The sequence below is a fragment of the Mesorhizobium sp. KR1-2 genome (assembly GCF_040045035.1).
Lineage (GTDB): Bacteria > Pseudomonadota > Alphaproteobacteria > Rhizobiales > Rhizobiaceae > Pseudaminobacter.
Window position 1 is genome coordinate 434,997 of sequence record NZ_JBDZDS010000001.1, and the last position, 25,949, is coordinate 460,945.

Genomic DNA, 25,949 nt, shown 5'->3' on the forward strand with positions numbered 1-25,949 from the left:
GGAGGCCGCAACGGACGAACACAGGCACGGAGCGTGATGGCATGAATGTTCTTCTGATTGGTTCGGGCGGCCGCGAGCACGCGCTGGCCTGGAAGATCGCGGCCTCTCCCATGCTGACCAAGCTCTACGCCGCGCCGGGCAATCCGGGCATCGCCGGAGAGGCGGAGATCGTCGCGCTGGACGTCAACGACCACGCGGCCGTGGCTGCCTTCTGCAAGGACAAGGCAATCGACCTCGTGGTGGTCGGGCCGGAAGCGCCGCTTGTCGCCGGCCTCGGCGACGACCTTAGGGCGGCCGGCATCCGCGTGTTCGGCCCCTCGGCCAAGGCGGCGCAACTCGAGGGCTCGAAGGGTTTTACCAAGGACCTCTGCCGCAGATACAACATCCCCACAGCCGCCTATGAGCGCTTCGGCAACGCCGCCGACGCCAAGGCCTATATCGAGAAGATGGGCGCGCCCATCGTGGTCAAGGCAGACGGGCTGGCCGCCGGCAAGGGCGTGACGGTTGCGATGACGCTGGACGAGGCACTTGGCGCGATCGATGCCTGCTTCGACGGCGGTTTTGGCAGCGCGGGCGCGGAAGTGGTGGTCGAGGAGTTTTTGACCGGCGAGGAGGCGAGCTTCTTTTGCCTGTGCGACGGCAAGACCGCGCTGCCTTTCGGCACCGCCCAGGACCACAAGCGCGTGGGCGAGGGCGATACTGGCCCCAATACCGGCGGCATGGGCGCCTATTCGCCGGCGCCGGTGATGACGCCGGAACTGATCGAGCGCACCATGCGCGAGATCATCGAGCCGACCATGCGCGGCATGGCCGAGATGGGCATGCCGTTCTCGGGCGTGCTGTTCGCCGGTCTGATGATCAACGACAAGGGTCCGCAGCTCATCGAATACAATGTCCGCTTCGGCGATCCCGAATGCCAGGTGCTGATGACCCGGTTGAAGGACGACCTGCTGGTGCTCCTGAGCGCGGTGGCCGACGGGCAGCTCTCGCACATGTCGGCGCGCTGGTACGACGAGGCGGCGTTGACTGTGGTGATGGCGGCCAGGGGCTATCCGGGCACGCCGATGAAGGGGACCATCATCCGCGGCCTCGACAAGGCGCCGGAGGGCGTGGAAATCTTCCATGCCGGCACGGCGGAGGAGGATGGCGAGATCGTCGCCGCCGGCGGCCGCGTGCTGAATGTGACCGCCACCGGCAAGACAGTGACGGAAGCACAGCGCAAGGCCTATGAGGCGGTGGATGTCATTGACTGGCCGGAAGGTTTCTGCCGGCGTGACATCGGCTGGCGCGCCGTCGAGCGGGAGCAGGCGAAATGACCGTCACGATCTATCACAACCCGAAATGCGGCACCTCGCGTAACGCGCTGGCGATGATCCGCGCTTCCGGCGAGGAGCCGGAGATCATCGAATATCTGCAGACCCCGCCCTCGCGCGAGCGGCTGGTGGAACTGCTCGGCATGATGAAGATGAAGCCGCGCGACCTCTTGCGCCGCAAGGGCACGCCCTATGACGAACTTGGTCTCGACGATCCGAAATGGAGAGACGACGAGCTGATCGACTTCATGCTCGCGCACCCGATCCTGATCGAGCGACCCATCGTCGTGTCGGAAAAGGGCGCGGTGCTGGCGCGGCCTTCGGAAAAGGTGCTGGACGTGCTGCCCAATCCGGACATCGGCACCTTCACCAAGGAAGACGGCGAAGTGGTGCGCAGGGGGTAGGTCTCATGCCCGGCGGCGTTGCGTCGTAGGCGGTAGCTCTGGCGGCACGGCTGTCGAGGTCTGGATCCCCGCAACCATTCGCGGCCTCGTCGTTTGCTAAGCTTTGCCTATCAGTCAATGCGATCCACAGCCGAAGGCACGGTTCCCGTCATCGTCGGGTCGAGATCGCCCGACAGCTTTCCTTCGCCGAAGGCCCAGGCGATCAAGCTCTCACGAATCGACACCAGATAACCGCCGAGCCGCTGCAGGATATCGCCTTCAGCTTCAGCGATCTGTTCGGCTGTCGGCGTCGAAGTGATAGGGAGTTGCTGGTCAGCCGCATCGAGGGCGTTTTGCTGCACGATCGGCTGGGCAGGCGCATCGGGCTGCGGGGCAGGCTGGGCAGTTGCTTCCGCATTCGTCTCTTGGGTCACGTCCGGCTTTTGGTCTGAGTCCGGGTTGGTCGGCGCGGCGACCGTGTCGCCTTTGGGGTCCACGGGGTCCACGCGATCGATATCGTGCTGTTCGCTTGCCGCAAGGCCATCACCCTGTGCGCCAGGCTGTTTGGCTACATCAGGTTGCGCAGGGGGCTGGGCGGCAGCGGCGGACTTCGTCGCGGCCAGTTTTTTGGCCGTGTCCGCCTTCTTGGTCTTGCCGGGCTTCTTGGCAGCTTTCGATTTGCCGGGGGTAGCGGCCTTGTCGTTCTCGGGTTCGGCGCGTTCGGGATGCAGGGCGTTTTCCAGCGCGGCCAGCGGGCCAGTCTGCTCGTGTGGCGCGTAGGCCAGATCGAGAGCCGGCGCGGCATCCCGCTTGGTCGTGGGTGCCTTGGCGATCAGTTCGGACGGCGCATCGAGCAGCTTGCCGAAGGGCCAGGTGCCGCGCAGTTCGTCTGCGTTCATCGAGGCCACGTTGACGTCGATGTCGATCGGCGTTCCCGGCACGCGGTAGGGGCAGCTCTTGGCGCCGCGGCAATTGGCCTGCGCGGCGAACTGCCAGAGTGCGTAACCCTGCCAGTTGCCCTTCGGGAAATGTTCGCCGATTTCGGGCTTGTAGCGGGCGTACCAGAGGGGCAGACGCGACAGCAGCTGGTATTTGTCGCGATTGTCGGCGATGTGCTGGGCGGTGCTGCCGTTGGTGTAGAGGATCGGGTAACGCCCGGTGCGGCGCTGGATCTGGCGCGCGAACTGCTCGGCATCCCCCAGCGACATCCATTTCTGCGGGTCATTTTCCTCGATGTCGAGCGCCATCAGGTCGTCGGGGCCGGGCTGGGCGAAGTCGAGGAAATTGTTGGCCTGCTCGATGGGATTGCCAGGGCGGGCGAGGTGGTAGGCGCCCCATTTGAGGCCGAGCGCCTTGGCCATGGCGCGGCGGGTCTGGAACAGCTCGCGCGCCACCGCATGCCGCTTCCAGAGCGCCTTGCAGAGCTTCACCTCGGTATCGCTGCCGCTGCAGGAATAGGGCGGCGACAGGCCGTCCGAGGCCTTGTTGATGAAGCCGACGACGCGCTTGTCGGTGACGAGCTGTTCCCAGTCGATGGCGTTGTATTCGTAGGCGTCGACGACCAGCGCGCGGTCCGGCCGCTTCCACGGCTCGGAAAAATCAGAGGCGGCGGCGGGCATCCAGTGCAGCGCAAGCGCTGCGCTCAGCGCTGCCAGAATGCGTCGACAGTGACGTAGGCGTGTTGGGTTCAATACAGGTGTTCCCGCGGGGCAAGCAGTGGTCCCGCTCCTTTATAATTAAGGAAGTGCTTAAATTGTGGCCTCAGTGACCGTACGTCAACGCGAACGGATCCTGCGCCGGTTCTGTCGGCAGGCTTCCTTCAGCTTCACGACGACGAAAATGCGTCAGCGAGCATCTGGGCGAGCACAAAATGCCGCGATCCGACCAGTAAGCCGGGCCATGCGCGATGTCGCCCTCATGATACCAGAAGCCAACGGAGCCATACGGCAGGCCACATTCCACACAGCGACGGGTTTCGGGTTTGGCGAGCATAAGAAGTCCTTTCACGGCATAGTTAGGGACAAGGGTGCGCCCGTGCAACTTTCGCACCAAATTTGACGTTTACGTCAAAAGTAAGTAGCGCTGCGGAGGCGTTTCCGCGTAATCTGCGCTACGCTCAGATCCCTGATCAGGAGGACCGGCCAGAAATGTACCGCGCACCCGTCGAGGAGATTTCGTTCACGCTCAAGCATGTGGCCGGACTGAAGGCAGCGATCGAGGCAGGGGCGCTGGGCGACCTCAGCGAGGACCTTGCGGATGCGATCCTGCAGGAAGCGGGGCGCTTCGCCTCCGAGGAGGTGGCGCCGCTGCGCGAGATCGGCGACCGGCACGGAGCGGTGCTGAAGGACGCGGCGGTGACGACGCCGCCCGGCTGGAAGCAGCTTTACGCGCGCTGGATCGAAGGCGGCTGGAATGCGCTGCAGGCACCGGAGGAGTTCGGCGGGCAGGGCCTGCCGGCTATGCTCGGCGTGGCGGCGCTGGAAATGTGGAACTCCGCCTCCATGGCCTTCGGCATCGGCCCGACGCTGACCATGGGCGCGGTTGAGGCACTGGACAAGCACGCCTCCGAGGAACTCAAGCGCACCTATCTGGAAAAGCTCGTCTCGGGCGAGTGGATGGGTACGATGAACCTTACCGAGCCGCAGGCGGGCTCGGACCTCGCCGCGCTGCGCACGCGCGCCGAGCGCGCCGCCGACGGTACCTATCGCATCTTCGGCCAGAAGATTTTCATCACCTATGGCGAGCACGATTTCACCGATAATATCGTGCATCTGGTGCTGGCGCGCCTGCCCGATGCGCCGGCCGGCACGCGCGGCATCTCGCTGTTCCTGGTGCCGAAATTCCTCGTCAACGAGGACGGCTCGCTTGGGGCTCGCAATGACGCGTTCTGCTCGGGCCTTGAGCACAAGCTCGGCATCCATGCCTCGCCCACCTGCACGATGATCTTCGGCGACGGCTTTGCCAAGGATCGCGAGCCGGGCGCCATCGGCTGGTTGATCGGCGAGGAGAACCGGGGGCTCGCCTGCATGTTCACCATGATGAACAACGCCCGTCTCGCCGTCGGCATCCAGGGCGTGGCGGTGGCCGAAGCCGCGTTCCAGAAGGCGCTGGCCTATGCCAATGAGCGCCGGCAGGGCAAGGCAGCTGGCTATGACGGCGAGGGCATGGCGCCGATCGTCCTCCATCCCGACGTGCAGCGGAACCTGCTGACCATGAAGGCGCTGACGCAGGCCGCCCGCGCCATCTGCTATTCCTGCGCGCATGCGACCGACCGCGCCCGTGCCGGCGGTGATGGCGCCCAGTTCTGGCAGGAGCGGGCCAACCTGCTCACGCCCGTCGCCAAGGCCTTTTCCACCGATGTCGGCGTCGACGTCGCCTCGCTCGGCGTACAGGTGCATGGCGGCATGGGTTTTATCGAGGAGACGGGGGCGGCGGCGCTGCTGCGTGACGCCCGCATCGCCCCGATCTACGAGGGCACCAACGGCATCCAGGCGATCGACCTGGTGACGCGCAAGCTGCCGCAAGGCGGCGGCGAGCATGTGCACCGCTATATCAACGAACTAAGCGAGGTCGTCGGCCGGGTGCGCGCGTCTAACCTGCAGGGCTTCGGCCGCACGGCCAACGAGCTCGAGGCCGCGCTGGGCCATCTTTCGGAGGCGACGCGGCATTTGGAGAAAGCAATGGGCGAGGGGCGCATGGATGAAGCGCTGGCCGGCGCCACGCCCTATCTCAGGCTGTTCGGGCTTGCGGCCGGCGGAGCCTATCTGGCGCAGGCAGCTCTGGCCGGCGGCGATGGGGAGCGCCAGGCGCTGTGCCGTTTCTTCGCCGAAAATCTCGTCGGCGAGACGCGGGCGCTAAAGGAGCGTGTCGTGGATGGGGCGGCTAGCCTGGCCGTAGCGGGCGAGAGCCTGATTTCGGCTTGATGGAAACAGGGGGAGGGGAACATGGCGAGCCTGGCTAACGGCCACATCATCATCGAGCGGCGCCGGGCGGTGCAGACGATCCGCATGAACCGGCCGGACAAGAAAAACGCCATTACCCGCGCCATGTATGCCGCGATGGCCGCAGCACTCCAGTCGGGCGATGCCGATCCGGAAATCCGCGCGCATGTCTTCTTCGGCGTTCCGGGCGCCTTCTCGGCCGGCAACGATCTCGCCGACTTCATGGCGGTGGCCATGGGTGGCGATGGCGGCCAGGAAGTCTGGGACTTCCTGCTTGCGCTGGCGCAGTCGGAAAAGCCGCTGCTCTCGGGCGTGGACGGCATCGCGGTGGGCATCGGCACGACGCTGAACCTCCACTGCGACCTGACCTTTGCCACACCGCGCACGGTGTTCAAGACGCCATTCGTCGATCTCGGCCTCGTGCCGGAGGCCGGTTCGAGCCTGCTGGTTCCGGCCGTGCTCGGCCGTCAGCAAGCCTTCGCCATGCTGGGGCTCGGCAAGGGATTTTCGGCAGAACAGGCCAAGGCGGCGGGACTGATCTACGACGTGGTGCCGGAGGATACGCTGGAGGCGGCCGTGCTGACGGCTGCTGAGGCGGTTGCGGCCAAGCCGCCGCAGGCGCTGAAGATCGCGCGCGACCTGATGCGCGCGCCGCGCGAGGCGGTCGTCGCCCGCATCCGCGAGGAGGGCGAGCATTTTCGCGAGCGCTTGAAATCGGACGAGGCCAAGCAGGCCTTCGTCGCCTTCATGAGCCGAAAGAAATGACCCCGCCGAAGCGGGGTCAATCGGGTATGCCTGAGGATCGTCAGGATCGCGTCAGCGATAGTAAGGCGAAACGCACTGCTGGCGCGGCCCATAATTGGGCTGGAACGTGTTGTCGTAGGCCTGGTACGAGCGATAGCGATCGTAGCACCAGCGCATATGCGCGTCGCCGTAGCTCGGCTGACGATAGACAGGCGCGGGCTCGCGATAGACGGGCGCCGGCTGGCTGGCGATGGCGCCGCCGATGATCGCGCCGGCTATGAAGGCCGCGGGCGGAAACCACCAGCCATTGTGCTCGCGCCAGCCCGGCCGGGAGTGCCGGTAGCCGCGATGGCCGTTGTAGTAGTAGTTGCCGCCGCGACGGTAGAAACGCTCGCCGCCGTCACGCACCTGCTGGATGTCGGAGGCGCCGGCTTCGAGCCTGGGAAGCAGCACGGGCGCGGCGTTTGCCTCCACCATGCTCGAGGCAATGGCGGTCGCGGCCATGGCGGCTGCGCAAATGGTTAGCAAAAGCTTTTTCATAAGTACCTCATTCAGTTTTCCAAGCCCTGCCTGAGAACATGACAGGTGAAGGATGAACCGTAACTGAATGAATTCATTAAATTTCGGTAATCATTGCCTTGCGGGCGCCGGCGAAATGGGCCCCTCAGGGGTAAAGCCGGCTCTTTTCCCAGCCGCCATCCTCGGTGCGGGTGAAGACGATGCGGTCGTGCAGACGGAAGGGGCGGTCGTGCCAGAACTCGATCGTCTGTGGCACGATGCGGAAACCGGACCAGTAGGCGGGGCGCGGTATCTCGCCGATCGCATAGCGGGCGGTGTATTCGGCCACCGCCTTCTCGAGCGCGAAGCGGCTTTCCAGCGGCCGCGACTGCTTCGAGGCCCAGGCGCCGATCCGGCTGCCGCGCGGGCGCGAGGCGAAATAGGCGTCGGCCTCGGCGTCGCTGACGATCTCCACGGGCCCGCGCACGCGCACCTGGCGGCGCAGCGACTTCCAGTGGAAGCACATGGCGGCCTTCATGGTGGCGAGGATCTCGCGGCCCTTGGCGCTTTCGAAATTGGTGTAGAAGACAAAACCCTTTTCGTCGAAGCCCTTGAGCAAAACCATGCGCACGTCGGGCATGCCGTCGGGGTCGACGGTCGCCAGCGCCACGCCATTGGGATCGTTCGGCTCGCTCTGGGCTGCGTCGTCAAGCCACGTCGCGAAAAGACGAAACGGTTCGGCGCTTTCGGTAAAGTCACCGGTTGTTAATGCTGTTTCGGCCATAGTTTTTTCTCGAAGTGATGCTGATGGCTGGAGATTGCCTATTGTCGCGCGTTGCGCAAGCGTGGAGAGACAGTTTGTCGTGCCATTTCCGGTTCGGTCGCCTGAGAACGGCGGCGGTGCTCACTGTTGCTTTCTCGCTTTGCGGCTGTGCCGCTGGCGGCTTCAGCCTGGAAAAGGCCGAGGTTGACCGGTCGCTCGTCACCGGCACCGTCTCATCGACGGGGCAGGTGTCCGCCGATGCCCAGCAGGTGTCGGACGAGGCAACCATCCGCAATGCCGTCTCTGCCGCCGACATCACCGAATTGGGCGGCGGCGCGCTGGCCTGGGCTAACACCGACACCGGCTCGCGCGGGGCCATCAACAACCTCATCGAAAGCAGTGACAACGGCGCGCTGTGCCGCAAGTTCACCACCTCACGCGAGAGCTTCAACGGGGTCGGTCTCTACCACGGCGAGGTCTGCAGGGCCGGCGCCGGCGCCTGGCGCATGATGAATTTCCAGCCGGCTTCCGCCAAATAGAGCCTCCCGAAACGCACGTGCCGCTTCTCCGGTCTCCACTGGAATTTGTTCCTACCGAGGAGCATATAGGGTGCGAGTCCCTATTCCTTGAAAAATTCGGCAGGCAGAAGGCATGCGTGATCCCTATGAAGTGCTGGGCGTTGCGAAGAACGCGTCAGCCAAGGAGATAAAGTCGGCGTACCGGAAACTCGCCAAGAAGCATCATCCGGACCAGAATCCGAATGATCCCAAGGCGAAGGACCGGTTTGCCGCCGCCAACCAGGCGTACGAGATCCTCGGCGACGAGAAGAGCCGGGGCGCCTATGACCGCGGCGAGATCGATGCCGAAGGCAAGCCGCGGTTCCAGGGCTTCGAAGGCCAGGCGGGCGGCGATCCCTTCGCGGGCTTCCGTCGCCAGAGCCAGGGGCCCGGCGGTTCGCGCTTCGAGTTCCGCTCCGGCGGCACCGGCGGCGATTCCTTCGGCGACAGCGACATTTTCAGCGAACTGTTCGGCCACGCCTTCTCGCAGCGCGGCGCGGGCGGCACCGCGCACCGGGCGCCCGCCGGCGCCGATCTCAACGCCACGCTCGACGTCGGTATCGAGGATGTGGCCGCTGCCGAGAAGGTCACGGCGGTGTTTCCCGATGGCCGCAAGCTTGCGGTCAAGCTGCCGCACTATGTCGAGGACGGCCAGACCATCCGCCTGAAGGGGCAGGGCGAGCCGGGCATTGGCGGGCCGGGCGACGCGCTGGTGAAGATTCACTTCAAGAAGCATCCGCGCTACCGCGTGGAGGGGCGCGACCTGCATGTCGATCTGCCCGTTCCGCTGCGCGATGCGGTGCTGGGCGCCAAGCTGCCGGTGGAGACGCCGACCGGGCGGCTGGCGGTGACGGTGCCGGCATGGTCCAGCTCCGACAAGGTGCTGCGCCTCAAGGGGCGCGGCCTGACCCAGAAGACCGGCGGCCACGCCGATCTGTATGTCCATGTCCGCGTCATGCTGCCGGAAAACGGTGATCCGGAGCTGGAAGCGCTGATGCGGAAGTCCGCGAACTGACCATTTCCGCCTCTTGGCGCAGATCTGTTCAGCGCGCAGGGCGCTTGAAGGTGCCCTGTGGCTGTGCGATAGGGGCAGTTCTTGGTTGTTAGAGAATGCGGAGAGTGGATCATATGGCGGTTGGACAGGGCCTCATGGCCGGAAAACGTGGCCTTATTCTTGGCGTGGCCAACAACCGGTCGATTGCCTGGGGAATTGCCAAGGCTTGCGCCGATCAGGGCGCCGAGCTGGCACTGACCTATCAGGGCGAGGCCTTCAGGAAGCGCGTCGAGCCGCTGGTTGCCGAACTAGGTGATCGCGCCCATGTGGCTGGCCACTGCGACGTGACCGATCCGGAAAGCCTGGACGCCGTCTTCGAGGACGTCGCCAGGAAGTGGGGCAAGCTGGACTTCGTGGTCCACGCCATCGCCTTCTCCGACAAGGAGGAGCTTGACGGCCGCTATGTCGAGACCACGCGCGACAACTTCCTGCGCACGATGGACATCTCGGTGTTTTCCTTCACCACCATCGCCAAGCGCGCCGAGCCGCTGATGACCGATGGCGGCTCGCTGCTGACGCTGACCTATTACGGCGCCGAGAAGGTGATGCCGCACTACAACGTCATGGGCGTTGCCAAGGCCGCGCTCGAGGCGAGCGTGCGCTATCTGGCCGTCGACCTCGGCGGCAAGGGCATCCGCGTCAACGCGATTTCGGCCGGCCCGATCAAGACGCTGGCCGCCTCCGGCATCGGCGACTTCCGCTACATTCTGAAGTGGAACGAATACAACGCCCCGCTGAAGCGCACCGTGACCCCGGAGGAAGTGGGCGATTCCGGCCTCTACTTCCTGTCCGACCTGTCGCGCGGCGTCACCGGCGAGGTGCACCACGTCGATTCGGGCTACCACGTCGTCGGCATGAAGGCCGTGGACGCCCCGGATATTTCCACCATCAAGGACTGAGCTCCCGCGGCTCAGCAGGCTTTGGGAGGCGTGCAGCGCGCCATGTTTCCGCTTGTCTATTTCGTGCGTCACGGCCAGACGGAATGGAACGCCGAAGAACGCCTGCAGGGGCAGGCCGACACGGACATCACCGAGGTCGGCCGCGCCCAGGCCGACCGCAACGGCCAGCGCCTGGCCGAACTGATTGCCGATCCGCACGACTTTGATTTCGTCGCGAGCCCGATGCGGCGCACGCGTGAAACCATGGAGCGCGCACGCGCGGCCATGGGGCTGGCCTCGAATGGCTATCGCACCGATCCGCGGCTGGTCGAGGTGAATTTTGGCGACTGGCAGGGCTTTACTTTCCCCGAACTGGAACAACGCTATCCGGGGTGCAAGGAGGAGCGCTCGCGCGACAAATGGAGCTTCGTGCCGCCGGGCGAGGATGCCGAGAGCTATGAGATGCTGCTCGGGCGAATAAGGCCCTGGTTCGAGGGTCTGAAGCACCCCACGGTCTGTGTGACCCATGGCGGCGTGCTGCGCGTCATCTTCAGGCTGGCGCAGGCGATACCGACCCACTTGGCTGCCGCGATGGAAATTCCGCAGGACCGGGTTCTCCGGTTCGAGAACGGCCGCCTCGACTGGCTCTGAGCGATTTTCCGCGGCTTCCGCATATGGATTGAAGCGTTCCGCGCGCCCTGGCGCGCGGTTCGATCGTTCGATGGCGTTTCTTGAGGGGTGGAATGCCTACTCGGGCAGTTCCATGTCGGTGATCATGTTGACGCCGTTGACCTGGTCGTAGGCAAGCAGGACGTCCATGCCTTCCTGGAGCGCGTCGACGTCGAATTCGCCGGGCAACTTGTAGGACTTTCCATTTTCGAGCGTGATGGACAGCTTCTCGCGGTCGATCGCCTTGATCTTGCCTTCCGCCTCGGCGGCGTAGGCGGCGCTGGAGATCATCAGTACAGCGGCGAGAGCGCCGATCAGGCTACGCATGGTCCATCCTCGTTATGTTTATCCTTGGCGTCGACGGGCGACGGCTCGCGATTGCGAGCAGGAAGAAACCATTATCATGGGGAATGTGTCAAAACTAAAACTCGACTATTTCACTATTTGTTTTCAAGACGTTGCAACAAGTGTGGGGAAACCCTGAAACGGTTCTCGCGAGAGCCGCGGAACACAATCGGGCATCGGGCCAGATCATGGTTTGACCCATGCCTAAAACGCCAATAGAACGCACCGCAGAGCCGGCGCGGCCGGGCAGGGCTGAGTATCCATGTCGCACAACACTTTCGGACATCTGTTCCGTGTCACCACCTGGGGCGAAAGCCACGGCGCGGCCTTGGGCTGCGTGGTCGACGGCTGCCCGCCCGGCATCCGCTTCACCCGCGCCGAGATCCAGGCCGAACTCGACCGGCGCCGCCCCGGCAAGTCGCGATTCGTGACACAGCGCCGCGAGCCCGACGAGGTGCAGGTTCTGTCCGGCTTCGTGCTGGACGAGGACGGCGAGACGATGATTACCACCGGCACGCCGGTGTCGATGATGATCGAGAACGTCGACCAGCGCTCGAAGGATTATGGCGAGATCGCCCGCCAGTACCGGCCGGGCCACGCCGACTATACTTATCATGTCAAATACGGCCTGCGCGACCATCGCGGCGGCGGCCGTTCCTCGGCCCGCGAGACGGCGGCGCGTGTGGCTGCCGGCGCCCTGGCGCGCAAGGTGGTGCCGGGCATGGTGGTGCGCGGCGCGCTGGTTTCGATGGGCGTCAAGGAGATCGATCGCAGCCGCTGGAACTGGAATTTCGTCGACGATCCGGAAAATCCCTTCTTCACGCCCGATCCGGAGTCGGTGCAAGTTTTTGCCGACTATCTCGACGGCATCCGCAAGGCCGGTTCTTCGGTGGGCGCGGTGGTGGAGATCGTGGCAGACGGCGTGCCCGCCGGCCTCGGCGCGCCGGTCTATGCCAAGCTCGACCAGGACATCGCCTCCAACCTCATGTCCATCAACGCGGTGAAGGGGGTGGAGATCGGCAACGGCTTCGAGGCCGCGCGCATCACCGGCGAGGAGAACGCCGACGAGATGCGGATCGGCAATGACGGCAAGCCGGTGTTCCTGTCCAACCACGCCGGGGGTATACTGGGCGGCATCTCGACCGGTCAGCCAATCGTGGCGCGTTTCGCCGTCAAGCCGACGTCGTCGATCCTGACGCCGCGCAAGTCCATCGATGTCGACGGACACGACGTCGACGTGATGACCAAGGGCCGCCACGATCCATGCGTAGGCATCCGCGCCGTACCGATCGGCGAGGCCATGGTTGCCTGCGCCATCGCCGACCACTACCTGCGGCATCGCGGCCAGACCGGCCGGGTGTGATAGTTTTCAAGTGAGCAACTGAACGGACTCCGGACAAGATGGGCTACGACCAGAAGAAAGTCGTCGAGGCGCTGCGGGCCTTCGAACGTGGCGAAATCGTCGTCGTGATGGATGACGATGGGCGCGAGAACGAGGGCGACCTGATCGTCGCGGCCGTGCACTGCACGGCCGAGAAGATGGCCTTCATCGTGCGCCACACCTCGGGCATCGTCTGCGCGCCGATGACGCGCGAGGACGCCCGCCGGCTCAACCTGACGCCGATGGTCGCCGAGAACGATTCCGCCCACACCACCGCCTTCACAGTCAGCGTCGACTTCAAGCACGGCACCACCACCGGCATCTCTGCCGACGACCGCACGCTGACCGTGCGCAACCTGGCCAACGACAATGTCGGCGGCGCCGATTTCGTACGTCCGGGCCACATCTTCCCGCTGGTGGCGCGCGAGGGCGGCGTGCTGATGCGCTCGGGCCATACCGAGGCGGCGGTGGACCTCTGCAAGCTCGCCGGCCTGCCGCCGGTGGGCGTCATCTCGGAACTGGTCAATGACGACGGCACGGTGATGCGCGGGCCGCAGGTGGAGGCTTTCGCCGAGGCCAATGGCCTGATGCAGGTGTCGGTGGCCGACCTCATCGCCTATCGCCAGCGCCAAGAAAAGCTGGTGGAGCGTGTCGAGTGCTCGGACATCGAGACGCCCGGCGGCAAGGCCAAGGCCTATACCTACACGCTGCCCTGGGACGTGATGCACCACCTGGCGATCGTCTTTGGCGACATCCGCGACGGCGAGGAAGTGCCCGTCCGGTTGCATTCGGAGAACGTGGTGGCCGACGTGTTCGGCACTGGTCACGACCTCCAGTCGATCATGAAATCCATGGGCGAGTGCAAGCGCGGCGTCATCGTCTATCTGCGCGAGGGTTCGGTGGGCGTTGCCCACCAGGACCGCAACCGCCCGCTGCACAACGAGGCGGAAGCCCACGCCGAAGCCCGCAAGCGCGAGAGCGAGTGGCGCGAGATCGGCCTCGGCGCGCAGATACTGCGCGACCTCGGCATCTCCTCGATCAACCTGATCGCCTCGCGCGAGCGCCACTATGTCGGCCTCGAAGGTTTCGGCATCAAGATCGCCAAAACTGAAATTCTCTAGCGAGAAACGTCGCTGCCGCGCGGCAGACGCTTGACAATATTTCCCCTCAGGACATGCTAAATTTGCCTGTCTTGGGGGGATTATTGCATGTGGGACTTCGATATCGGCAAGACGCTGTCGATGATGATGAAGACATGGCCCTTCATCGTCTTTCGCATGATCGTGTTTTTTGCAATCACCGCGGCATATGTGCTTGCGACAGGCGCCGGAGCTGGCGTCGGTTATGGCGCAGGCCACATCTTCGGCGGCGAGGACGGTCCCGCCACCTTGTCGATCTGGGGCGGCATTATCAGCTTCGGCCTGGTGTCGCTGATCGTCTACTGGATCCGCGAATACATCCTGTACATCGTCAAGGCAGGCCACATCGCCGTCATGGTTCGGCTACTGGACGGGCACGGAGTGCCCAGCGGCCAGGGGCAGATCTCCTATGCGCGGGAGGTTGTGACCACGCGCTTTGCGGAAGCCAATATTCTCTTCGTGCTCGACCAACTGGTGAAGGGCGCCATCGCCGCGATCACCGGCCTGATCGGTGGCATCGCGGCCTTCCTCCCCATTCCCGGGCTCGACGGGCTGGTGAAGTTCGTCAACGCGGTCATTCGCCTGTCGCTGACCTATGTCGACGAGATCATCCTCGCCTACAACATTCGCCTCGACAGCCACAGCCCCTACGAGACCGCGCGCCAGGGCGTCGTCCTCTACGCGCAGAACGCCGGCACCATGGTCAAGAACGCCGTGTGGCTTGCGATCGTCATGTGGGGCCTGACCTTCGTCATCTTCCTGATGATGCTGACGCCGGCGGCAGCCATCCTCTACATGATGCCGGGGCAACTGGCGGGCTGGGCCTTCGTGCTGGCGATCGTGTTCGCCTGGGCCATCAAGGCGGCGCTGATCGAGCCCTTCGCCATCGCCTCGCTGATGCAGGTCTATTTCAAGACTATCGAAGGGCAGGTGCCCAATCCGGACTGGGATCGCCGGCTGGCCGAGGCATCGGGCAAGTTCCGCGAGCTGAAGGACAAGGCGCTGGGCTCGGCTGGCGGGGCGGCATGGCAGCCGGCCAAGCAGGCTCGCTAAGCATGCTCAGGGTCGCCAGGACAGGGATTCACTGGCTACGGTTTCCTTGAGTAAGGTTTCTCCGGCGCCACCGAAGGCCTCGCTCATGATGAGCTCGGGCAGGGGCAGGCGATTGCCCCAGCCGCTTGCTTCGAGATCCGGCTTCGGCGCGAACTGCGAGACACGGCCGACGCACAGATAGGCGATCGGCGCGACATGCTCGGGAATGCCGAGAAGCTCCTTCAGCGCCTGTTCGTCAAGAATGCTGACCCAGCCTATCCCCACGCCCTCGGCGCGCGCGGCGAGCCAGAGGTTCTGCACCGCGCAAACGGTGCTGTAGAGGTCCATCTGCGGGTTGTGCCAGCGGCCGAGCGGCGAGTTTTCCGAGCGCCGGCGGTCGCAGGTGATGCAGAGGTTCAGCGCGCTTTCGCAAATGCCTTCGAGCTTCAGCTTGCGGTAGAGCGCCTGCCGCTCGGCGGCGATGGCGTGCAGTTCCTGCTCGCGGGCGGTGAGGAACAGGTCGCGCACCCGCTCGCGTCGCTCCATGTCCCTGATGACGATGAAGTTCCATGGCTGCATGAAGCCGACTGACGGCGCGTGATGGGCGGCCAGCAGGAGACGCGCCAGAACGGCGTCGTCCAGCGGCTCGGGCGCAAAATGGCTGCGCACGTCGCGGCGCGTAAAGATGGCGCGGTAGACCGCCTCGCGCGCGGCGTCTTCGAAGGCGTTTTCGGGCATAGGATGGCTGCTTGCCGGCATCGCGTTTCCCCTTGCGAACAGGCTCGGCATCGTTCCGCCTGACCATGCGGACGACTATTTCTGCCTGGCCGGTCTTCTGGCTCGGGTTCGTCCCGCCATCGGCGCCTTCCCGTTCCGCAGAACAGTGGCATCTACCGATGCGGTCCCCCTTACAGCGTTGGGCACGCCGCGGATTTGCACCGCGTTCCCGATTCTCCCGCCTTAGAGCGCGATGGCTTCTCCTTGAAACGCCATCTTGCTCCCAGTTTCTGGAGCATGATCTTGTCCGAAAAGTCTGTAACTTTTCGGGATCATGCTCTAAGGCGGGCACCTTGCAGCGCGGCGACACTATCGCGAAATGGCTGGCGGTCCATCCTCGCCATGCGACATGGACTTTGGAGAAAGAACGATTTTCCCCAGGCTTCGGCAGGTAGTGCGTGGCGACGCGCGCCATTGCTGATAAGCTGCCCGGCATGACCACGCGCCTTTATTCGCATCCTATCTATCTCGAGCACCTGACGCCGCCGGGGCACCCGGAGCGCCCGGACCGGCTGCGCGCGATCGCGCGCGTGCTGGAGGACGAGGCCTTTTCGGACCTCGTGCGCGTCGAGGCGCCGGAGGGCGACGAGGCGACGATCCTTTTCGCCCATCCCGAGAGCTTCGTGGACAGGATTCGCGCGGCGATCCCCGAGGAGGGGCTCGTGGGCATCGACCCAGACACCACGGTCAGCCCCAAGAGCTGGCAGGCGGCGCTGACGGCGATCGGCGCGGCCAATGCCGCGGTGGACGACGTGTTCACCGGCAAGGCCGACAATGTCTTCGTGGCGGCGCGCCCGCCAGGCCACCATGCCGAGAAGACGACGGCGATGGGTTTTTGCCTGTTCAACAATGCCGCGATCGCGGCCCGCTACGCGCAGCGCAAATTTGGTGCCGAGCGTGTTGCCATCGTCGACTGGGACGTGCACCACGGCAACGGCACGCAGGACATCTTCTGGAGTGATCCGAGCGTGCTGTTCTGCTCCACGCACCAGATGCCGCTCTATCCGGGCACGGGAGCCAAGGACGAGACCGGCGCGGGCAACATCGTCAACGCGCCGCTGTCGCCGGAGAGCGGCGGCGACTTGTTCCGCGAAGCGTTCCGCGCACGCGTGCTTCCGGCGCTCGATGCCTTCGGCCCGGACCTGGTCATCATCTCGGCCGGTTTCGACGCGCACCATCGCGACCCGCTGGCACAGATCAATCTGACCGAAGAGGACTTCGACTGGGCGACAGGCCAGCTCATGGACCGCGCGGCGCGCCATGCGAACAATCGCATCGTGAGCCTGCTCGAGGGCGGCTATGACCTGCAGGGCCTGTCTTTCTCGGTCGCGGCGCATGTGAAGCGCCTGATGAAAGGATGAATTGATGGACTCCGAACCGAATGACGACATCAAGGCGATGAGCTTCGAACAGGCGCTGGAAGCGCTGGAGAGCATCGTCGACCATCTGGAGCGCGGCGACGTGCCGCTCGACCAGTCGATCCGCATCTACGAGCGCGGGGAGGCGCTGAAGGCACATTGCGACCGGCTGCTCAAGGCGGCCGAGGACAAGGTGGAGAAGATCCGCCTGTCGCGCGACGGCAAGCCAGTGGGAGCAGAACCGCTCGACGGCGAGTAGGCTGCGGGCGCGTCGGGGCGCGTTGATTCCGGGATCTTTCAGACTTATCTTAGCTAGGTCTGGCTAAGAAGGGCTGCGAAGATGCTGACCGTGAACATGCTGGAAGCCAAGAGCAGCCTCTCGCGGCTGGTGGAGGCGGTCGAAAGCGGCGCCGAAAGCGAAATCATCATCGCGCGCAACGGCAAGCCGGCGGCAAAGCTGGTGCCTCTTGAGGGAGCCAAGGAAAAGAAGGGCGTCCGGCTGGGGCTGCTTGCCGGCAAATACCCGCCGATGTCGCTCGAAGACCTCAATTCGACCAATGACGAGATCGCCGCGCTGTTCTACGGTTCGGACGATTGAGGCTCCTGCTCGATACCCATGTGGCGATCTGGGCGCTTACCCAGCCTGAATTGCTTTCCGGCGAAATTCAGCAACTGCTTGAGGATAGCTCGAACGAGGTTTTCGTTTCGGCGGTCAGCGTGTTGGAGATTGCCATCAAATTCAAGCTCAAGAAGCGAAACGCTCCGCCGTTTTCCGGAACTGAAGCTATCGACTATTTTGAGCGGGCGGATTTCGCGCTGCTTGCCGTGAGTGCCCAACATGCCGCTGGCGTGGATCATTTGCCGCTTCTGCATGCTGACCCCTTCGATCGGCTGCTCGTGGCCCAGGCGCTTTCGGAGCCGATGCGGCTTGTCTCTCGCGACCCGCTGGTCGTCGCCTATAGCGATACCGTCATAACGTGGTAGGCTGATGCAAACACGCCTCAAGCAGGTCGTTCGTTGAACAAACCGTCTCGGCGGAGCGGTCTTTCGGCCGCGTCTGTCGCGGCGTAGCCTCTAAGCAAAGGCTGAACGACTGCCGCCGATTGGAGGTTACCATGAGCTTCTTTCCCGCACCCGATCCCGAACTGGGCAACGCCTATTCCTGCGATGCCCTCGAACTGATGGTGATCGCCAACGCCAAGGACCTTGGCGGCTTCGAGGTTCGCCGCGCGCTGCCGACCGCCCGGCGGCGGCTGGTGGGTCCCTTCATCTTCTTCGACCGCATGGGCCCGGCGATTCTGCGGGCAGGGCATGGATTGGACGTGCGCCCGCACCCGCATATCGGCCTCTCGACCGTGACCTATCTGTTCGACGGGCAGATCCGGCACCGCGATTCGCTTGGCACCGAGATGGTCATCTCGCCCGGTGACGTCAACCTGATGACGGCCGGGCGCGGCATCGTCCATTCCGAGCGCACGCCGGAGGAGATCCGCAGCGCGCCGACCTCGATCTCGGGCCTGCAGACCTGGATTGCGCTGCCCGACAACAAGGAGGAAATGGCACCGGGCTTCGAAAACACGGCCAATACCTCGCTGCCCGAGTTCAATGCGGATGGCGCAAAGGTGCGCGTGGTGATGGGCGACTTCGAGGGCCATCGCTCGCCGGTGACCGTCTACCACGACACGCTCTATGTGGATGTGCGCCTGGAGCCCGGCGCGAAGATCCGCATTCCGGCCGACGCGGAAGAGCGCGCGATCTATGTGCTGGAAGGCAATGTCACGGTCCTGCGCGACCGATTCCCGCCCGACCGGCTGCTGGTGTTCCGCCCCGGCGACGAGATCGTGGTGTCGGCCGACGAGGGCGCGCATTTCATGCTGTTCGGCGGCGCCTCGCTGGGCTCGCAGCGCTACATCTGGTGGAACTTCGTTTCCTCGTCGAAGGAGCGCATCGAGCAGGCCAAGGAAGAATGGAAGACTGGCCGATTCGACATCGTGCCTGGCGACGAGAAGGAATTCATACCTTTGCCCGAGCGCTGAGTTTGCGGGCATAAGGACACATCTTGCCCGCGCTCATTTACTTTCTGGCAACGACACTCTATCTCCGAAGCCGATATTGATCGATTAGACAGGCTGAATCTCGTGACTTTGCCGCCCAAAACGCCGCTGCTGGATACGGTGCGCATTCCTGCGGACCTGAAGCGGCTGCCCGAAAGCGACCTGCCGCAACTGGCTTCGGAATTGCGCGCCGAGCTGATCGACGCCGTCTCGCACACCGGCGGGCATCTCGGGGCCGGCCTGGGCGTCGTCGAGCTCACGGTGGCGCTGCACTATGTGTTCGACACGCCGGATGACCGCATCCTCTGGGACGTCGGCCACCAGGCCTATCCGCACAAGATTCTCACCGGCCGCCGCGACCGCATCCGCACGCTGCGCCAGGAGGGCGGGCTGTCGGGCTTCACCAAGCGCGCCGAGAGCGAATACGACACCTTCGGCACCGGCCACTCGTCGACCTCGATCTCGGCCGGCCTCGGCATGGCCGTGGCTCGCGATCTGGCCGGGCGCAAGAACAATGTCATCGCCGTGATCGGCGACGGCGCCATGTCGGCGGGCATGGCCTATGAGGCGATGAACAATGCCGGCGCGCTGAACTCGCGCATGATCGTCATCCTCAACGACAACGACATGTCGATCGCGCCGCCCACCGGCGCGATGAGCGCCTATCTGGCGCGTCTCGGCTCGGGCCGCGCCTATCAGGGCATTCGCGATCTCGGCAAGAAGCTGACCTCCTATCTTGGCGCCCGCGTCGACCGCGCGATCACCCGCGCAGTGGAGCATGCGCGGGGCTACGTGACTGGCGGCACGCTGTTCGAGGAACTGGGTTTCTTCCACATCGGCCCCATCGACGGGCACAATCTGGAGCACCTGATCCCGGTGCTGAAGAACGTGCGCGACAATGGCGACGGGCCGGTGCTCATCCATGTCGTGACGCAGAAGGGCAAGGGCTACGCCCCGGCCGAAGCCGCGGCCGACAAGTATCACGGCGTCAACAAGTTTGACGTCATCACCGGCGCGCAGGCCAAGGCGCCAGCCAATGCGCCGAGCTACACCAAGGTCTTCGCGCAGAGCCTGATTCAGGAAGCGCGCGAGGACGAGAAGATCGTCGCCATCACCGCCGCCATGCCTTCCGGCACCGGCCTCGACCTGTTCGGCGAGGTTTTCCCGACCCGCACCTTCGATGTCGGCATTGCCGAACAGCACGCCGTGACCTTCGCGGCCGGGCTTGCAACCGAGGGCCTGAAGCCGTTCGCTGCGATCTACTCCACCTTCCTGCAGCGCGCCTACGACCAGGTGGTGCACGACGTGGCGATCCAGAAGCTGCCGGTGCGCTTCCCCGTCGACCGCGCCGGCTTCGTCGGCGCCGATGGGCCGACCCATTGCGGGGCCTTCGACACCACCTATCTGGCCACGCTGCCGGACTTTGTGGTGATGGCTGCCGCCGACGAGGCGGAACTGCGCCACATGGTGCGCACCGCCGCCGCTTATGACGAAGGCCCGATCGCCTTCCGCTACCCGCGCGGCAACGGCGTGGGCGTGGAGATGCCCGAGCGCGGCTCGGTGCTGGAGATCGGCAAGGGCCGTATCCTGCGCGAGGGCACCAAGGTGGCGCTGCTGTCGTTCGGCACGCGCCTGCAGGATTGCCTGTTGGCGGCCGAGGAACTGAGCGCAGCCGGGCTTTCGACCACCGTGGCCGACGCGCGCTTCGCCAAGCCGCTGGACGAGGATCTGGTGCGCCGGCTCGCCACCTCGCACGAGGTGTTGCTGACGGTGGAGGAGGGCGCGATCGGCGGCTTCGCCAGCCATGTGCTGCACTTCCTCGCCAAGGAAGGCCTGCTTGATTCCGGCCTGAAGGTGAGGCCGCTGGTGCTGCCAGACGAGTTCACCGACCACGCCAAGCCCGAGAAGATGTATGCCGACGCCGGGCTTGATACCGCCGGCATCGTGCGCACGGTTTTTGCGGCGCTTGGCCACTCCATTCGTTCTGCCACCGCCTAAGGCAGAGCGCGGCGGATCAGCCGGCCGCCAGGCGCTTCTCCATGAAGACGCTGTTTGGATCGGGCAGATAGTCCGCGAAGGGAGGGCAGCGCACGAAGCCTGTCCGTTCATAAAGCCCCAGCGCTTCATGGCTGAAAATGCCGGTTTCGAGGCGTAGCCACTGCGCGCTGGCATTCCTGGCGCGGTCTTCAAGGTCGAGAAGAAGCACCTTAGAAATTCCCTTGCCGCGGGCTGAGGGAACAACCCACATCCGCTTGAGTTCCGCCCAGCCGTCGTTGATGGATACGGCGCCGGTTCCGACCGCGTCGCCTTCATCGTCTCGGGCGACGATGAAACTGACATTGGACGCGCGCAGCGAGTCGATGCTCAGGAAATGGTTGCTTTCGGCGGGATATAGGGCTGCCGCATGGGCCTCGCCCGCCTCCAGCAGCGCTACTATCTCGTCAGTTCCAGGATCCTCTGCTGCAATCCGAATGCTCATTGGTCTCCGCCGTGACTGTTGCTGGTGATGACGGCAACTATTATCGATGACGGCCGTCGCGCCTAGGCCATAATCGCCCTGGACCAGCAATGTATCTTTGGTTGCTCGGCAGAAATGGTTAATCCGAATCCTAACCGATTGTTTACGCTGCCTTTTGGAGCTTTGCTTACCCTTTTTCTTGGCCGATTCTTAGCGGCCTGCCGCTAAAAGCTCTCCCCAGGCAGGGGGGCTTCATGAAAATTCTTCCGACGGGGGCGGTATTGCTGGCCGCATCGATGACACCGGCGGCGGCCGAGACGCGCTACGACGTGAAACTCGAACAGGCGGTGATGGACATCGTCGCCAGCAGGATGGGCGAGCTCAGGGGCAGTTTTGCCTTCCGCCGCAAGCCGGAATTCGTGATCTTGTCGGATGATTCCGCCAGCAACCACACCTCCCTGGAAACCGAGCGGACCGAACTCAATCGCCGCTTCGCCGACGGCCGTCACCCGGTGTCCGAGCGCAAGATTTCGCGGGTCATCATCGCCTTTTGACGCCCGCAAGCGCGCCGCGCTTGCCTTCCGTCCCGGCTTTCGCCAATGAAGGCCGATGAAAGCCGAACAACAACAGGACACACGCCGCCGCCTCGACGAGGCGCTGGTGGCTCGCGGGTTCTTTGCCAGCCGCTCGCGGGCGCGCGACGCCGTGGAGCGCGGTACCGTGAGCGTCGACGGCGTGGTCGCAACTAAGGCCGGGCAGGCCGTCCCCGATGTTGCAGTCATTACGGTGGCGGACCCCGCGCAGGCCTATGTCTCGCGCGCGGCGCTGAAGCTGATTGCCGGGCTCGACCATTTCGGCATCGTTGCGCGCGGTTGCAACGCGCTCGACATCGGCGCCTCGACCGGCGGCTTCACGCAGGTTTTGCTGGAGCGGGGCGCCGCGCATGTGACCGCGATCGATGTCGGCCACGGCCAGATGCATGAGCGCCTGGGTAGCGATCCGCGCGTGACCTGCGTGGAGGGCCTGAACGCCCGCGACCTGACCGCCGAGGTGCTGGAGGGCCGCCCGCTCGACCTGATCGTCTCCGATGTCAGCTTCATTTCGCTGAAGCTCGCATTGCCGCCGGCACTGGCGCTGGCACGGGCCGGAGCGCATGGTATTTTCCTGGTGAAGCCACAGTTCGAGGCTGGCCGCGAGGCAATAGGCAAGGGCGGCATTTTGAAGAACCCGGCGGATGGGCCGGCGGTGGCCGAGGCGCTTGCCGAATGGCTTGGCAGCCAGCCCGGCTGGCGGGCGCTGGGCCTCTGCCCATCACCGATCGAAGGCGGCGACGGCAACCGCGAATTCCTGCTGGCCGGAGTGAAGGCATGAGCACAAAATTCCAGATCGCACGCCTCGGCGCGCAAGGCGACGGCGTCGCTGACACGCCGCAGGGCCCGCTCTTCATTCCCTTTGCGCTGCCCGGCGAGACAGTGACGGCCGCCCGCGAGAGGGACCGCGGCACGCTCATGGCTGTGCTGGAGACATCGCCGCTGCGCGTCGAACCCGCCTGCCGGCATTTCACGGAATGCGGCGGCTGTGCGCTGCAGCATCTGGAGCCTCAGGCCTATCTGGACTGGAAGCGCGGCAAGATCGTGCAGGCGCTGAAGAGCCGCGGCCTGGATGTCGAGGTGGCGGCGACGGTGCCCTGCGCGCCGCATTCGCGCCGCCGCGCCACCTTTTCGGTGCGTCGTACCGAGGCCGGCATGCTCTTGGGCTACAATCGCGCTCATTCGCACCACATCATCGACATCGAGGAGTGTCCGATCGTCGAGCCGCAGATCGAAGACGCGCTTCCCATGCTGCGACGGCTGGCCGCCCTGATCTGCCACACGACGCAGGCATTCCACCTCACCGTCACCCACACCGAGTCGGGCCTCGACATTGCCGCGCAGGATGCTGGCAAGCTGGAGGACAAGGCGCGCATGGCGATTTCGGCCTTCGCGATTCGAGAGGGGCTGGCGCGTGTGTCGGTGGACGGCGAGATCGTGGTGGAGCCGAAGAAGCCTCTGGTGTCGTTTGGCGAGGTGTCGGTCGCACCGCCGCCCGGCGGCTTCCTGCAGGCGGTGGCCTCGGCAGAGGCGGTGATGGCGGAGCTTGTGTGCGGACACCTGAAGAAGGCGAAGAAGGTGGTGGACCTGTTTGCCGGGGCAGGGGCTTTCGCGTTGCGGCTGGCCACGAAGTCCGAGGTACATGCGGTGGAAGGCGATGCGGCCGCACTCGCCGCACTCGACCGGGGCTTTCGCTTCGGCAGCGGGCTGAAGCGGGTGGTGGTTGAAAAGCGCGACCTGTTCCGCCGGCCGCTGACTTTCAAGGAACTCGCGGCCTATGATGGACTGGCCTTCGATCCGCCGCGCGCCGGTGCGGAGGACCAGTGCAAGCAGATCGCGAAATCGGACGTGCCGCTGGTGGCGGCCGTGTCGTGCAATCCGGCGACGCTGGCGCGCGACCTGCGTATTCTGGTCGACGGCGGCTATAAGCTGACGAGCGTGACGCCGGTGGACCAGTTCCTCTGGTCGCCGCATGTCGAGGCGGTGGCGCTTTTGGAGAAGCCGCGCAAGCGGCGGTAGAGCGGGGCGCTACGGTAGCGGGCTGATGCGCTCGAAGGCTGCGTCGACTTCAGCCGCGAGCAACTGGCGGACGAATTCGGGCACGATCTCGGTCGCCCGGCCATAGATTGCTTCGTTGAAGCTCGAATAGCCTTCGGAGGGTTCGAGATTGAGCTCGACAGTATGGGCGCCGGCCAGCCTTGCCTGCTCGACAAAGCCGGCCGCCGGATAGACGTTGCCGCTGGTACCAATGGAGACGAACAGGTCGCAGGCGGCGATCGCGGCTTCGATCCGGTCCATGTGGTAAGGCATCTCGCCGAACCAGACGACGTCGACGCGCATGCGGCCGACGGTGCCGCAATGCGGGCACTGCGAATTGATCGACATGTCGCCCGACCAGCGGGAGCGCTTGCCGCAGGCCTCGCAAAGCGCGGAGTTCACCTCGCCATGCATGTGGAGGAGGCGGCGCGAACCGGCGCTTTCGTGCAGGTCGTCGATGTTCTGCGTGACCAGCAGGAAGGAGCCGCCGAACGCCGCTTCGAGCCGCCCCAGCGCCTCATGCGCTGCATTGGGCCGGACGCGCAGCAGGCCGCGTCGGCGCTCGTTGTAGAAGGCGTGCACCTTCCCAGGATTGCGGGCAAAACCCTCGGGCGTCGCGACGTCTCGGTAATCGACCTTCGACCAGATGCCGTTGGTGTCGCGGAAGGTGTCGATGCCCGATTCGGCCGAGATGCCGGCGCCGGTGAGGATGACGATGGAGTTGGGAGCGCCCACTATCTACCCTCGCTGAGATGAACAACCGGCCAACAGATGAAGAGCTTCGGATTCGAGGTGCTCTCAACCTCGGCAAGAATGCCGAGAGCGATCAGCCGTTCGACGGCAGCCTTGGCCGCTGGATATGTAACCCCACGCCTCTCGGCAAGCCGCGGAATGGACAAGACAGGCGTCACAAAGAGGTCATCGATCGTCATTACGTCGCGTGCACTGCCGCCTGCATTAGTAACGCGGCTTCGCATATCGTGCCGCAGATTCTCGAGGTCGGACAACGTACGGCAGGCGGAGCGACAGGAACTGGTCACCATTTCTAGAAAGAAGCGCAGCCATCCATTCCAGTCGCCGTCGCGCGACACGGCCAGCATGAGGTCGACATAGTCGTCCTTTCGGCCCTCGACAGCTGGACTGAGATAGAGCAGGGGACGTTCAAGGACGTTTTCCTGCATCAGGAAGATAGGGATCAGTATTCGCCCGACCCGGCCGTTGCCATCGGCAAAGGGATGGATCGTTTCGAACTGGTAGTGAAACAGGGCGGCATCGATGATGGCCGGCGTGTTGCCGCGTTGGTCGCGATTTATGTAACGCTCCAGTGCCGCCATCGCGATTTCTGTTTCCGCCGGCGGCGGTGGGATGAATCTGGCATTTTCGATCTGCCGATTTCGACCGCCGATGAAATTCTGCTGGTCCTTGTATTCTCCCGGACGCTTGTGTGCACCTCTTTCCCGTCGCGCACCGCTGAGAAGCATAGCATGTGTCTGCTTGATCAATCGGTTCGAGATTGGGATTTCCTGACGCAAGCGGTCGGCGAGTTCGAATGCGCGCAGATAGTTTCGGACCTCTATTGTCGAATCGTCAACGTCCGTTTCCGCACCGGCTTCGGCGATGGCAAGAGCGTTGGCCGTCGTATAGGTTCCCTCCATCGAAGAAGACAGCAGGGCCTCCTGGCGTTGCAAGGGCCGGATGACGAGCGCCGGATTGGCAAGTCCTCGCCCTGCGCCGTTCAATTCACCAATTGCCTGCATCGCCTCTGCCAGTGGCAAGGCGAGAGTGGAATAATCGATTTCAGGCGGCAGTGGATTGGGTGCGAACGCCATCTGCCCACCTATTGCGGGAACAAGTCGTCCACTGGGAGAGTTGGAGAATTCCACGGGATTCATAGCGCAACCGACTGAGATTATAGTTTGAACGTAGAAACTATAATCTCAGTCAGAGTGATTCAAGTCGCCTTCAATAGCGGCCTTGG

Annotated in this window: 28 protein-coding genes, 1 pseudogene and 1 riboswitch; of the genes and pseudogenes, 20 read left to right on the forward strand and 9 right to left on the reverse strand. The window is 64.4% G+C overall.

Going from position 1 to position 25,949, the window contains the following annotated elements; translation table 11 throughout:
- Window positions 1-41: 41 nt before the first annotated feature.
- Both purD and arsC read left to right on the forward strand, forming a co-directional pair.
- Window positions 42-1,316: a phosphoribosylamine--glycine ligase gene (gene purD, locus ABLE85_RS02090; protein ID WP_348791018.1), complete on the forward strand. Its 1,275-nt coding sequence runs from the start codon at window positions 42-44 to the stop codon at window positions 1,314-1,316.
- The gene (gene arsC, locus ABLE85_RS02095) at window positions 1,313-1,717 is read left to right on the forward strand and encodes an arsenate reductase (glutaredoxin) (RefSeq protein ID WP_348791019.1); all 405 of its coding nucleotides are present in this window, start codon (window positions 1,313-1,315) and stop codon (window positions 1,715-1,717) included. The genes purD and arsC overlap by 4 nt, the downstream gene beginning before the upstream one ends.
- A gap of 830 nt (window positions 1,718-2,547) precedes the next feature.
- Here the strand turns inward: arsC and ABLE85_RS02100 are convergent.
- Both ABLE85_RS02100 and ABLE85_RS02105 read right to left on the reverse strand, forming a co-directional pair.
- A pseudogene (locus ABLE85_RS02100) lies at window positions 2,548-3,315 on the reverse strand (GH25 family lysozyme); the annotation flags it as partial.
- Window positions 3,316-3,457: 142 nt separating this feature from the next.
- A complete protein-coding gene (locus ABLE85_RS02105; RefSeq protein ID WP_348791020.1) occupies window positions 3,458-3,688 on the reverse strand; it encodes a hypothetical protein in 231 nt (76 codons plus the stop codon).
- A gap of 155 nt (window positions 3,689-3,843) precedes the next feature.
- Between ABLE85_RS02105 and ABLE85_RS02110 the strand changes: the two genes are divergently transcribed.
- Together ABLE85_RS02110 and ABLE85_RS02115 are read left to right on the forward strand one after the other, a co-directional pair.
- Window positions 3,844-5,619, forward strand: a complete 1,776-nt coding sequence (locus tag ABLE85_RS02110) for an acyl-CoA dehydrogenase family protein (RefSeq protein ID WP_348791021.1) — start codon at window positions 3,844-3,846, stop codon at window positions 5,617-5,619.
- 21 nt (window positions 5,620-5,640) lie between these two features.
- Window positions 5,641-6,402, forward strand: a complete 762-nt coding sequence (locus ABLE85_RS02115; RefSeq protein WP_348791022.1) for a crotonase/enoyl-CoA hydratase family protein — start codon at window positions 5,641-5,643, stop codon at window positions 6,400-6,402.
- Between the two features lie 51 nt (window positions 6,403-6,453).
- Here the strand turns inward: ABLE85_RS02115 and ABLE85_RS02120 are convergent, their stop codons facing one another.
- Together ABLE85_RS02120 and pdxH are read right to left on the reverse strand one after the other, a co-directional pair.
- Window positions 6,454-6,921 (reverse strand): BA14K family protein, encoded by a 468-nt coding sequence (locus tag ABLE85_RS02120; RefSeq protein WP_348791023.1) that lies wholly within the window; start codon window positions 6,919-6,921, stop codon window positions 6,454-6,456.
- 124 nt (window positions 6,922-7,045) lie between these two features.
- Window positions 7,046-7,663, reverse strand: coding sequence for a pyridoxamine 5'-phosphate oxidase (gene pdxH, locus ABLE85_RS02125; RefSeq protein WP_348791024.1), 618 nt, complete (start codon window positions 7,661-7,663; stop codon window positions 7,046-7,048).
- A gap of 41 nt (window positions 7,664-7,704) precedes the next feature.
- Between pdxH and ABLE85_RS02130 the strand changes: the two genes are divergently transcribed.
- The 4 genes from ABLE85_RS02130 to ABLE85_RS02145 all read left to right on the forward strand — a co-directional run bounded on the left by ABLE85_RS02130 (window position 7,705) and on the right by ABLE85_RS02145 (window position 10,782).
- Window positions 7,705-8,181: an RT0821/Lpp0805 family surface protein gene (locus ABLE85_RS02130; protein ID WP_348791025.1), complete on the forward strand. Its 477-nt coding sequence runs from the start codon at window positions 7,705-7,707 to the stop codon at window positions 8,179-8,181.
- 112 nt (window positions 8,182-8,293) lie between these two features.
- The gene (locus tag ABLE85_RS02135; protein ID WP_348791026.1) at window positions 8,294-9,214 is read left to right on the forward strand and encodes a DnaJ C-terminal domain-containing protein; all 921 of its coding nucleotides are present in this window, start codon (window positions 8,294-8,296) and stop codon (window positions 9,212-9,214) included.
- 113 nt (window positions 9,215-9,327) lie between these two features.
- Window positions 9,328-10,152: an enoyl-ACP reductase FabI gene (gene fabI / locus ABLE85_RS02140; RefSeq protein WP_348791027.1), complete on the forward strand. Its 825-nt coding sequence runs from the start codon at window positions 9,328-9,330 to the stop codon at window positions 10,150-10,152.
- 42 nt (window positions 10,153-10,194) lie between these two features.
- A complete protein-coding gene (locus ABLE85_RS02145; RefSeq protein WP_348791028.1) occupies window positions 10,195-10,782 on the forward strand; it encodes a histidine phosphatase family protein in 588 nt (195 codons plus the stop codon).
- A gap of 96 nt (window positions 10,783-10,878) precedes the next feature.
- Here ABLE85_RS02145 and ABLE85_RS02150 read toward each other — a convergent pair whose 3' ends face one another.
- The gene (locus ABLE85_RS02150) at window positions 10,879-11,127 is read right to left on the reverse strand and encodes a DUF1344 domain-containing protein (protein WP_348791029.1); all 249 of its coding nucleotides are present in this window, start codon (window positions 11,125-11,127) and stop codon (window positions 10,879-10,881) included.
- A gap of 280 nt (window positions 11,128-11,407) precedes the next feature.
- On the opposite strand from ABLE85_RS02150, the gene aroC reads away from it, so the two are divergent.
- The 3 genes from aroC (at window position 11,408) to ABLE85_RS02165 (ending at window position 14,718) form a co-directional block, all read left to right on the forward strand.
- Window positions 11,408-12,508 carry a chorismate synthase gene (gene aroC / locus ABLE85_RS02155; RefSeq protein WP_348791030.1) on the forward strand — a complete coding sequence of 367 codons (1,101 nt, stop codon included), beginning with the start codon at window positions 11,408-11,410 and terminating at the stop codon, window positions 12,506-12,508.
- A 38-nt stretch (window positions 12,509-12,546) separates the two neighbouring features.
- Entirely contained in the window at window positions 12,547-13,647 is a 1,101-nt protein-coding gene (gene ribB / locus ABLE85_RS02160) for a 3,4-dihydroxy-2-butanone-4-phosphate synthase (protein ID WP_348791031.1), read from the forward strand.
- Between the two features lie 87 nt (window positions 13,648-13,734).
- Window positions 13,735-14,718, forward strand: a complete 984-nt coding sequence (locus tag ABLE85_RS02165; RefSeq protein ID WP_348791032.1) for a hypothetical protein — start codon at window positions 13,735-13,737, stop codon at window positions 14,716-14,718.
- 6 nt (window positions 14,719-14,724) lie between these two features.
- Here the strand turns inward: ABLE85_RS02165 and bluB are convergent, their stop codons facing one another.
- Window positions 14,725-15,456: a 5,6-dimethylbenzimidazole synthase gene (gene bluB / locus ABLE85_RS02170; RefSeq protein WP_348791033.1), complete on the reverse strand. Its 732-nt coding sequence runs from the start codon at window positions 15,454-15,456 to the stop codon at window positions 14,725-14,727.
- A 48-nt stretch (window positions 15,457-15,504) separates the two neighbouring features.
- A riboswitch (cobalamin riboswitch) is annotated at window positions 15,505-15,685 on the reverse strand.
- A gap of 223 nt (window positions 15,686-15,908) precedes the next feature.
- On the opposite strand from bluB, the gene ABLE85_RS02175 reads away from it, so the two are divergent.
- The 6 genes from ABLE85_RS02175 to dxs all read left to right on the forward strand — a co-directional run bounded on the left by ABLE85_RS02175 (window position 15,909) and on the right by dxs (window position 20,884).
- Entirely contained in the window at window positions 15,909-16,835 is a 927-nt protein-coding gene (locus ABLE85_RS02175; RefSeq protein ID WP_348791034.1) for a histone deacetylase family protein, read from the forward strand.
- A 4-nt stretch (window positions 16,836-16,839) separates the two neighbouring features.
- Window positions 16,840-17,091: an exodeoxyribonuclease VII small subunit gene (locus ABLE85_RS02180; RefSeq protein ID WP_348791035.1), complete on the forward strand. Its 252-nt coding sequence runs from the start codon at window positions 16,840-16,842 to the stop codon at window positions 17,089-17,091.
- A gap of 81 nt (window positions 17,092-17,172) precedes the next feature.
- Window positions 17,173-17,430 carry a type II toxin-antitoxin system prevent-host-death family antitoxin gene (locus ABLE85_RS02185; protein WP_348791036.1) on the forward strand — a complete coding sequence of 86 codons (258 nt, stop codon included), beginning with the start codon at window positions 17,173-17,175 and terminating at the stop codon, window positions 17,428-17,430.
- Window positions 17,427-17,816 (forward strand): type II toxin-antitoxin system VapC family toxin, encoded by a 390-nt coding sequence (locus ABLE85_RS02190; protein ID WP_348791037.1) that lies wholly within the window; start codon window positions 17,427-17,429, stop codon window positions 17,814-17,816. Before ABLE85_RS02185 ends, ABLE85_RS02190 begins: the two co-directional genes overlap by 4 nt.
- 131 nt (window positions 17,817-17,947) lie before the next feature.
- Entirely contained in the window at window positions 17,948-18,868 is a 921-nt protein-coding gene (locus ABLE85_RS02195; protein WP_348791038.1) for a pirin family protein, read from the forward strand.
- 102 nt (window positions 18,869-18,970) lie between these two features.
- On the forward strand, window positions 18,971-20,884 hold the full coding sequence (gene dxs / locus ABLE85_RS02200) for a 1-deoxy-D-xylulose-5-phosphate synthase (RefSeq protein WP_348791039.1): 1,914 nt from the start codon (window positions 18,971-18,973) through the stop codon (window positions 20,882-20,884).
- Window positions 20,885-20,900: 16 nt separating this feature from the next.
- Here dxs and ABLE85_RS02205 read toward each other — a convergent pair whose 3' ends face one another.
- Complete coding sequence (locus ABLE85_RS02205) at window positions 20,901-21,365, reverse strand: GNAT family N-acetyltransferase (RefSeq protein ID WP_348791443.1); 465 nt, start codon at window positions 21,363-21,365, stop codon at window positions 20,901-20,903.
- Between the two features lie 233 nt (window positions 21,366-21,598).
- Between ABLE85_RS02205 and ABLE85_RS02210 the strand changes: the two genes are divergently transcribed.
- From ABLE85_RS02210 to ABLE85_RS02220, 3 genes are read left to right on the forward strand one after another with little or no spacing between them, the layout of a single operon-like run.
- A complete protein-coding gene (locus ABLE85_RS02210) occupies window positions 21,599-21,898 on the forward strand; it encodes a hypothetical protein (protein WP_348791040.1) in 300 nt (99 codons plus the stop codon).
- A 55-nt stretch (window positions 21,899-21,953) separates the two neighbouring features.
- A complete protein-coding gene (locus tag ABLE85_RS02215; protein ID WP_348791041.1) occupies window positions 21,954-22,715 on the forward strand; it encodes a TlyA family RNA methyltransferase in 762 nt (253 codons plus the stop codon).
- Window positions 22,712-23,953: a class I SAM-dependent RNA methyltransferase gene (locus tag ABLE85_RS02220; RefSeq protein WP_348791042.1), complete on the forward strand. Its 1,242-nt coding sequence runs from the start codon at window positions 22,712-22,714 to the stop codon at window positions 23,951-23,953. The genes ABLE85_RS02215 and ABLE85_RS02220 overlap by 4 nt, the downstream gene beginning before the upstream one ends.
- A 9-nt stretch (window positions 23,954-23,962) precedes the next feature.
- Here the strand turns inward: ABLE85_RS02220 and ABLE85_RS02225 are convergent, their stop codons facing one another.
- Complete coding sequence (locus ABLE85_RS02225; RefSeq protein ID WP_348791043.1) at window positions 23,963-24,706, reverse strand: NAD-dependent deacylase; 744 nt, start codon at window positions 24,704-24,706, stop codon at window positions 23,963-23,965.
- The gene (locus tag ABLE85_RS02230) at window positions 24,706-25,800 is read right to left on the reverse strand and encodes a Fic family protein (RefSeq protein WP_348791044.1); all 1,095 of its coding nucleotides are present in this window, start codon (window positions 25,798-25,800) and stop codon (window positions 24,706-24,708) included. Before ABLE85_RS02230 ends, ABLE85_RS02225 begins: the two co-directional genes overlap by 1 nt.
- Between the last annotated feature and the right edge of the window lie 149 nt (window positions 25,801-25,949).